Genomic DNA, 8548 nt, shown 5'->3' with positions numbered 1-8548 from the left:
CGGCAAGGCCGGCACAGGTTCCGGCCGAATAGGCGACCGCCTGCCCTGTCGCGCCAAGAGTATGGCGCGGCCTTCCTTCAGGATTTTGTGTGCGTGACCGTTCCCGCGGTCAGGATGCGCAGCACCCTGATCGCTTCCTCGCCGCTGGTGCGCGGTTCGGCGCGCGTCTCGATGCACTGGATGAAATGCTCCAGCTCGCGCGTCAGCGGCATGCCCTGGGCAACCGCGACATAGGACGGCTCGTTGGTGGTGAACGCCCATTGGCCGCTGTCCTGCCAGACTGCGTGGCGGTAGACGGCAAGCTTGCGCTCCCAAGGCTCGACATCGTCGAACACCGCCATCGCCTTGGTGCCGACCACGGTCAGCCGCCKYTCGCGATAGGGATTGAGCCGCGASGYGAARAGRTGGCTGCGCAGGCCGTTGGGAAAGCGCATGTGCAGATGSGCGAARTCGCTGAGRTTGTCGAGSAGYGCYGCMCCCTCGCCGCGCACCTCGATCGGCTCSGTGCCGGTGATGGCCAGGATCATCGACAGATCGTGCGGCGCCAGRTCCCACAGCGCATCGTTCTCGGTGTGGAACTTGCCAAGGCCAAGCCGGTGCGAGTGGATGTAGCGGACYTCGCCGAGTTCGCCMTTGTCGATMAGCCCCTTCAGCGTCTCGAAGGCGGGATGGAAACGCAGGACGTGRCCAACCATGAAGACGCGGCCATTGTCCTTGGCCGCCTGCACAGCGCGCTCGGCATCCGGCACGGTCAGCGCGATCGGCTTCTCCACCAGCACGTCCTTGCCGTTTTCAGCGGCGCGCACGGCAAGGTCGGCATGGAACTGCGGCGGCAAAGCCATGACGATGGCATCGATATCGTCACGCACGAACAGCTGGTCGGGCTCGATCGCCAGGCAATCCTGTTCGCTGGCAAAGCCTTCGGCACGCGCCCGGTTGGTGTCGGAAACCGCGTGCAGCGCGCCAAGCGCCTTGAGGGTGCGGATGTGGTTKSWGCCCCAGTATCCGCAACCGAGGACTGCRATGCGCGGYTTCATYTGTTTCAAACTCTARAAWYTCSWGGCCGAGACATAGCGACGTGCCCCTTCGAACTCAACCCCGGCGGTTGCAACCAAATGACCACGCGGCAAAGCTTTTTCGGCAAAGCGAATATGCAGTGATATGGTATGCTTCGAAGCTTGACAGGCTCGCCCTCCCAACCTTATATCCGCGCGACCTTGGCGAACGCCTCGAAATGCCTTTCGATTTAAGGCGGATTTCGGGCCTTTCGCCGCCCTGGCGGGGTAGCTCAGTTGGTTAGAGCACGGGAATCATAATCCTGGGGTCGGGGGTTCAAGTCCCTCTCCCGCTACCATTTGGTCAACAAGATCAATCAGTTACGTCGACGCCGCCACTGTCAGCCATACTGATTGCTCTCACCCGCATCGGCACACGAACCCGCCATTCGCCCCGTGCAGACAAACAGGGCTCGGCAACGGTGCCCTACTCAGCAGCCATAACTGGTCGCACTTCCAGTTCCTCCGTCGAAGCCTCATGGATTTCATCCGCAGCCGGGGTCTCATCCGCAGTCGGCTTGGTTCGGAACCACGCGGTATAGAGCGCGGGAAGGAAGAGCAGGATCAACACCGTGCCGGCCGCCGTGCCGCCGATCAGCGTATAGGCCATCGATCCCCAGAAGACGGAGTGCGTGAGGGGGATGAAGGCCAGCACGGCGGCGAGTGCAGTCAGGATGACAGGCCGTGTGCGTTGCACCGTTGCCTCGATGACGGCGTGATAGTCGTCAATGCCGGCAGCACGGTTCTCCTTGATCTGTTCGGTCAGGATCAACGTGTTGCGCATCAGGATGCCGGCCAGCCCTATCATGCCCAGAATGGCGTTGAAGCCGAAGGGCTGGTGGAAGGTGAGCAGCATCGGCACGACGCCGACAAGGCCAAGCGGTGCCGTCAGCACGACCATGAACATCGTTGAGAAGGACCGCACCTGCAGCATGATGACGATCAGCATGGCGGCTATCATGGCCGGGAAGACTTTAGCCAGCGCGGTATTGGCCTTTTCCGCCTCTTCGATCGATCCGCCCATTTCGATGTGATAGCCGGCCGGAAGGGATGCAATCAAAGGCTGAAGGGCCTTCATGATCTGCTTGGAGACCTCCGGAGGCTGGGTCGCCTCATTGATGTCCGCGCGGATCGTGACAACGGGCGTGCGATCGCGGCGCTTCAGGATTGGCTCTTCCTGACGGATTTCCGAATGCCCGATCTGGTCGAGCGGAATCGAGCGGCCGTCTCGGCTTACGAGTGAGAAATCCGCCAGACGCGCCGGATCCAGCCGCTCGCCGCCGGCGCTGCGTGCCACGATGGGGACATTGCGGATATCCTCGCGAACCTGCGTAACGGGGATGCCGGTGAGGAGGAATTGCAGTTGCTGTGCCACCTCCGCCGGCGAGAGGCCGATAAGGTTCAGTCGATCCTGGTCCGGGACGAAGCGAAGCACGGGCGTGCGATTGCCCCAGTCGCGGTTGGCCTGTCGCACGTCCGGGACGCCCCGCATGATGTCGAGGGCCTTTTCGGAAATGCCGTAGAGTTGCGTGGAATCGGGTCCCATGACCCGGAACTCGACCGGGAACGGCGTGTAGGGGCCGAACACGAGCTGCGTAACGCGGACATACGCCTCGGGCGCAAGCCCTTGCGCCACGGCCTCCCGGAGCCGGTGCTTCAACGCTTCACGCGCCTCGGCGTCCGGGGTCAGCACGACGATCTTCGCGAAGGCAGGATCAGGCAGTTCCGGAGCCATCGCGAAGAAGAAGCGCGGAGCGCCCTGACCGACATAGCTCGTCACGATCTTGGCCTCGGGCTGGCTATCCAGCCAATGTTCGAGGTTCTCGACCGCAGTGGTTGTCGTCTCGATGCTGGCACCTTCCGGCAGGCGAACCTCCACCAACACTTCGGGGCGGTCGGACGTCGGAAAGAACTGCTGTTTGATGCCCCCCATACCGACGACGGAAAGCGCGAAGGCGATGCCAACGATGCCGCAGGTTACAAATTTATGCCGCACGGCAAAGGTGATGAGCCGCCGCAAACGTCGATAGTTAGGCGTGTTGTAAATGGCGTGGTGACCGCCCTCGACCGGTTTGATCGCGGGCAGCATCTTGACGCCGAGATAGGGTGTGAAGACCACCGCTACGACCCATGAGACGATGAGAGCGAACCCGACGACCCAGAAGATGTTGCCGGCGTATTCGCCGGCCGTCGAGCGCGCAAAACCCACCGGCACGAAGCCGGCGATCGTCACCAGCGTTCCCGACAGCATCGGCGCCGCAGTGTGACTCCATGCATAGGCCGCCGCCTTGATGCGGTCCATGCCCTCTTCCATCTTCACCACCATCACCTCGATGGCGATGATGGCGTCGTCCACGAGAAGACCAAGCGCCAGGATGAGGGCGCCGAGCGTGATGCGGTCGAAGAACCGGCCGGTCTCCAGCATGATGAGGAACACGACGGCAAGCGTCAGCGGGACGGCAGCCGCCACGACGATGCCGACGCGCCAGCCCATGCTGAGCAGGCTGATCAGCAGCACGACGCCGAGAGCCATCGCGAACTTCAACATGAATTCGTCGACCGCCGAAGTGATGTTGACGGCCTGATCGGACACCTTGTCCAACGTCATCCCAAGCGGCAGCGTCTGTGCGATCGCGGCAGTCTTGTCCTCGAGTGCCTTGCCGAGCGCGCGGCCATCCCAGCCCTCCTGCATAACCGCTGCAAGCATGATGGTGGGCTCGCCCTGGCGCCGGATGAGGTATGTTGGAGGGTCTTCATAGCCGCGGCTGACCTCGGCGATGTCGGAGAGCTTCAGCGTCCGCCCCGCCGCGACAATCGGCGTGTCGGCGATCGCCTGAACGCTGTCATAGGCGCCGTCGACCCGAATGAAGAGGCGCGGCCCCATTGTGTCGATCGAGCCTGCGGGCGTGACGGTGTTCTGCCGCTGCAAGGCACCGACGATGTCCTGTGCCGACACGCCGAGAGTTGCCAGCTTGGCGTAGGAAAACTCGACGAATATCTGTTCGGGACGTTCACCAAGGATGTTGATCTTCTTGACGCCGGGCACGTGCAGGAGGTCCTGGCGGATCACCTCGGCCTGCCGCGCCAGTTCCCGCATCGGCATGCCTTTGGCCTTCAGCGCGTAAAGGGCGAAGCTCACATCCGAATACTCGTCGTTGACGAAGGGGCCGAAGACGCCGGGCGGCAGGTTGCGGGCTTCATCCCCGAGTTTCTTGCGGGCCTGGTAGAACTCCTCCTGCACGGCGGATGACGGTGTGCTGTCCTTCAGCGTGACCGTCATATACGCATAACCTGGCCGTGTGGTCGTCTCCACCCGGTCGTACCAGGTCAGCTCCTGAAGCCGCTTCTCCAACGGTTCGGCGACGAGATCCTGCATCTCACGCGCCGTCGCGCCCGGCCATGCCGTCGTGACCGTCATGGTCTTGATGGTGAAGCTCGGGTCCTCTGCCCGGCCGAGCATGAAGAAGGCGTAGGCACCGGCAGCCACCAGCAGGAGGATGAAGAATAGGGTGACGGCGCGTTCGCGAACGGCGATCGCGGACAGATTGAAGCTCATCATTTGCTCCCGCTTTCGGACTCAGTCCGGACGAGAGCGCCCTCCTGCAGGAGATGTGCGCCAAGCGACACAATGGGAACGTTGGAGTTCAGTCCGGAGATCACAGCGGTCTCGCTGGTCACACGAACGAGCTGGACGGCCTGAAAGTGTACGGTCGAGGTGGCGCTATCCAACACCCAAACGCCGGTCTTGCGTCCGTCATCGAGCACTGCTCCCAGCGGCACCTGGACCTCCGGCTGTTTCACCTGGCTTGCAAGCCGAATGGTCACAGTAGCGCCAAGTGGTGCCGCGGCAGCCTCGCCGTCGAGCACATAGCGGGCCTCATATGTGCGGGTCTGGGCATCGGCGGAGTCCGACAGCTGCCGCAGATGCGCTGAGTAGCGACGCTCATCGCCGCCATACACACTGGCCTCTGCCGCAGAGCCGATCGCCGGCCGGATCGTTTCGGGAAGCGTGACCACCGCCTCGCGGGGGCCGGCCTTGGCGATCCGGATCATTGGCTGGCCGGCAGCAACGACCTGCCCCGGTTCGCCGAGCGTTTCAACCACCATTCCGTCCGCGTCCGCCAGCAGGACTGCATAGGCCGCCTCGTTTTCGGCGACCCGTGCGTCGGCCTCGGCGGCGGCAAGTTGCGCCTGGGCTGTATCCATCGCAGCCTTTGCCTGTTCGTAGCGCTGGGGTGTCACCCACCCACTGCCGAGCAAGCTGGCGTATCGCCGTTCATCCGGCTGCGTCTGAACGACGGCTGCACGCGCTGCGGCAACGGCGTTGCGCTTCGCCGAAAGCGCAAGGCGCAGATCGGTATCGTCAATTCGCATCAGCGGCTGACCGGCTTTGACATTCTGGCCAACGTCCACCAGCCGTTCTACGATCTTGCCGGGAACCCGAAAGCCGAGATTGCTCTGCACCCTCGCCCCGATGATGCCGGTGAAGCCGCGTTCTGATCCGGTCACCGGCGCTGCCGACACCAATCTGACGAATGGTGCTTCCTGCCTCGGGTCGGTCACCAGAGGGGCCTCCTGCGCGGGAGTAGCAAACGTCGCGAATGCCGCCGCCCATGACATCGCCATCAGCGTCGATCCCAATACGATAACGGTTCTCTTTTTCACGCTCGTCGCCTCATTCGAAAATAGATTGCATTCACCTTCTATATCGATTATAGATTACGAACGCAATCAAAAAGGAACCCGACGATGCGCGTGAGCCGAATTCAAGCCGCGGAAAACCGCGAGACCGTCATCAATGTGGCAAGCCGCCTCTTTCGSGAGCGCGGCTTTGACGGCATCGGCCTCAAGGATYTGATGAAGGGTGCMGGRCTGACMCAGGGCGCCTTTTACAAGCAATTCGAGTCAAAGGAGGACTTGGCAGCTCAAGCGTCCAGGCGGGCTATGGAGAGCGCCACCGACCGATGGTCGGCCGCGACCGCGGCAAATCCTGAGCATCCGCTCGAAGCAGTGATCTCCTTCTATCTCAGCATGGGCCATCGCGGAGAAAGGATGGACGGATGCCCGATCGTGGCACTCGGTTCGGATGCCGCCAGACAGGGCCMKGACGTGAAAGCGTCGTTCGAAGCMGGCATCAASGAGCATCTCGAKATCCTCGGCSGTTTSRTTGCCGAGRCCAATGGCGAGCAGTCCGATAGCAAGGCCATGGCCATTCTCTCGACAATGGTCGGCGCGGTGCTCCTCTCGCGGGTCGTCAAYGACCCCGACCTTTCGCAGGCTTTTCTGGATGCAGCGACCGATCAGGTTCGCGAAGCAGCCGGCGCTTGAGCGGCGTGCGCAGTGCTGGCGCTGCACCCAATTTGATAGGARAATAGATGCGACGGATTGTTGTTACMGGCATGGGAGCGGTYACGCCCCTTGCCGCCAATGTYGAAGCRTCCTGGTCRCGSCTSYTGGCMGGYSGTTCGGGCATYCGTAGGCTTCCGGACGATGTGGTGGGAGACCTGCCGGCGAAGATYGGCGGCGTGGTKCCYTCCTTRGAMGAAGATCCCGACGCYGGYTTCGATCCCGATGTCATCCTGTCCGCGAAGGATCAGCGCAAGGTGGATCGGTTCATTCTCTTTGCGCTGGCGGCGGCGGAAGAGGCGCTTGCGCAGGCGAAATGGAAGCCTGCCTTGGAGGCGGATCGCCTGCGCACGGCAACGGTCATCGCTTCAGGGGTCGGCGGGTTCCCCGCCATCACCGAGGCCGTGCGAACGGTCGACCTGCGTGGCGCCCGCCGGCTGTCGCCCTTTACCGTGCCGTCCTTCCTGGTGAACCTCGCAGCCGGCCAGATCTCGATCCGTCATGGTTTCAAAGGTCCATTGGGCGCCCCAGTGACAGCGTGCGCGGCCGGCATCCAGGCGATCGGCGATGCGGCCCGCCTTATCCGTGCAAACGAAGCCGACATCGCCGTGTGCGGCGGCACGGAAGCCTGCATGAACATTGTCAGTCTCGGTGGGTTTGCCGCCGCACGCTCCCTTTCGACCGGCTTCAATTGGGCGCCGGCCCAAGCCTCGCGTCCCTTCGACACATCGAGGGACGGCTTCGTCATGGGCGAAGGAGCCGGCGTGCTGGTCATCGAAGCGTTGAGCCACGCGCTGGCGCGCGGCGCAAAACCGATCGCCGAGCTCGTCGGCTACGGCACGACGGCGGATGCTCATCACGTCACTTCTGGTCCCGAGGACGGCAGCGGCGCGCGCCGGGCCATGGAGATCGCGATTGCGCAAGCGGGGATTTCACCGCGCGAGGTTCGTCATCTCAATGCGCATGCGACCTCCACGCCAGTCGGCGACCTCGGCGAGATCGAAGCGATCAAGAGCCTATTCGGGCGCGATTTCGCGATAGCCGTCAGCGCAACAAAATCGGCGACCGGACACCTGCTGGGCGCGGCCGGCGGGCTTGGAGCCATCTTCGCGATCCTGGCGCTCAGGGATCAGGTGGCACCGCCGACGCTCAATCTGAGCGCTCCCGATCCGGCCGCCGACGGCATCGACTTCGTCGCAAACGAGCCCCGGCCAATGGAGATGGAGTACGCGATCTCCAATGGCTTCGGCTTTGGCGGCGTGAATGCCAGCGCCTTGTTCAGGCGCTGGACCGCCCCGGCGGCCCGACGCGAGGGCCAGGGGCGGTCATGATTGGCACCCTTCACACCGACCTTTCATGCTTCTCCAACTCCGATCCAACACAAAGAAAGAAATCATTTCCATGAACAAGACCAATCCTGGCGTCGCTCTCGTCACAGGGGCATCTTCCGGCATCGGGCGGGCTACCGCCGAAGCCTTGCTGAACGCTGGCTTTCGCGTATTCGGAACCAGCCGTCGTGGAGCGTCCAAACAATCCGACGGCGTTACCATGCTGACCTGCGACGTGACCGACGACGCGTCCGTTGCGAAAATGGTCGATGACGTTCTGGCCAAGGCCGGGCGCATCGACCTGCTTGTCAACAATGCCGGCATGGGTCTGTTTGGCGGCGCGGAGGAGTCCTCGACCGCCCAAGCCCAGGCGCTGTTCGACGTGAACGTCTTCGGCGTTTTCCGCGTGACCAACGCGGTGTTGCCGGCAATGCGACGCCAAGGGAAGGGCAGAATCGTCAATTTGAGCTCGGTACAGGGGTTCATCCCCGCTCCCTATTTCGCGCTTTACGCGTCGACCAAACATGCCATCGAGGGTTATTCCGAATCGCTCGATCACGAATTGCGCCCGTTCGGCATTCGCGTTTCGTTGGTGGAGCCCGCCTACACCCGTACCTCCTTCGAGGACAATCTCGCCGCCCCCGACCAAGCGCTTGATGTCTATGACTCCGCGCGCGCCGGCATGACCTTGGCCGTACGGAAAGCGATGGAAAAAGGCGATGCGCCCGAAGTGGTAGCCAAAACCGTTTTGGCCGCTGCGATCGATCCTGCTCCCAAGAAACGCTATGCGGCGGGCAAAATGGCGCGCCAGGTCAGTCT

The 8548-nt window shown here is 62.9% G+C and carries 6 protein-coding genes and 1 tRNA gene; 4 read left to right on the top strand and 3 right to left on the bottom strand.

Annotated elements, in window-relative coordinates; translation table 11 throughout:
* Positions 1–77: 77 nt before the first annotated feature.
* Entirely contained in the window at positions 78–1037 is a 960-nt protein-coding gene (locus tag AC1DX0_RS26260) for a Gfo/Idh/MocA family protein (protein ID WP_477357351.1), read from the bottom strand.
* Between the two features lie 240 nt (positions 1038–1277).
* On the opposite strand from AC1DX0_RS26260, the gene AC1DX0_RS26255 reads away from it, so the two are divergent.
* A tRNA-Met gene (locus AC1DX0_RS26255) sits at positions 1278–1354 on the top strand.
* A 128-nt stretch (positions 1355–1482) separates the two neighbouring features.
* On the opposite strand, the gene AC1DX0_RS26250 is transcribed toward AC1DX0_RS26255, so the two are convergent.
* Both AC1DX0_RS26250 and AC1DX0_RS26245 read right to left on the bottom strand, forming a co-directional pair.
* A complete protein-coding gene (locus AC1DX0_RS26250; protein ID WP_477219863.1) occupies positions 1483–4611 on the bottom strand; it encodes an efflux RND transporter permease subunit in 3129 nt (1042 codons plus the stop codon).
* Complete coding sequence (locus tag AC1DX0_RS26245; RefSeq protein ID WP_477220282.1) at positions 4611–5675, bottom strand: efflux RND transporter periplasmic adaptor subunit; 1065 nt, start codon at positions 5673–5675, stop codon at positions 4611–4613. The genes AC1DX0_RS26250 and AC1DX0_RS26245 overlap by 1 nt, the downstream gene beginning before the upstream one ends.
* Positions 5676–5804: 129 nt before the next feature.
* Here AC1DX0_RS26245 and AC1DX0_RS26240 point away from each other — a divergent pair, with 129 nt between their 5' ends.
* The 3 genes from AC1DX0_RS26240 to AC1DX0_RS26230 form a co-directional block, all read left to right on the top strand.
* Positions 5805–6383, top strand: coding sequence for a TetR/AcrR family transcriptional regulator (locus tag AC1DX0_RS26240; RefSeq protein ID WP_477357349.1), 579 nt, complete (start codon positions 5805–5807; stop codon positions 6381–6383).
* Positions 6384–6430: 47 nt separating this feature from the next.
* Positions 6431–7732, top strand: coding sequence for a beta-ketoacyl-ACP synthase II (gene fabF / locus AC1DX0_RS26235; protein ID WP_477357348.1), 1302 nt, complete (start codon positions 6431–6433; stop codon positions 7730–7732).
* Between the two features lie 70 nt (positions 7733–7802).
* Positions 7803–8548 (top strand): oxidoreductase (locus tag AC1DX0_RS26230; RefSeq protein WP_477357346.1); only part of this gene is annotated, 746 nt, incomplete at its 3' end.

The sequence above is a fragment of the Mesorhizobium sp. P3_A9 genome (assembly GCF_056402975.1).
The sequence above is the reverse complement of the archived record's forward strand: the minus strand, read 5'-3'. Positions and strand labels throughout refer to the sequence as shown.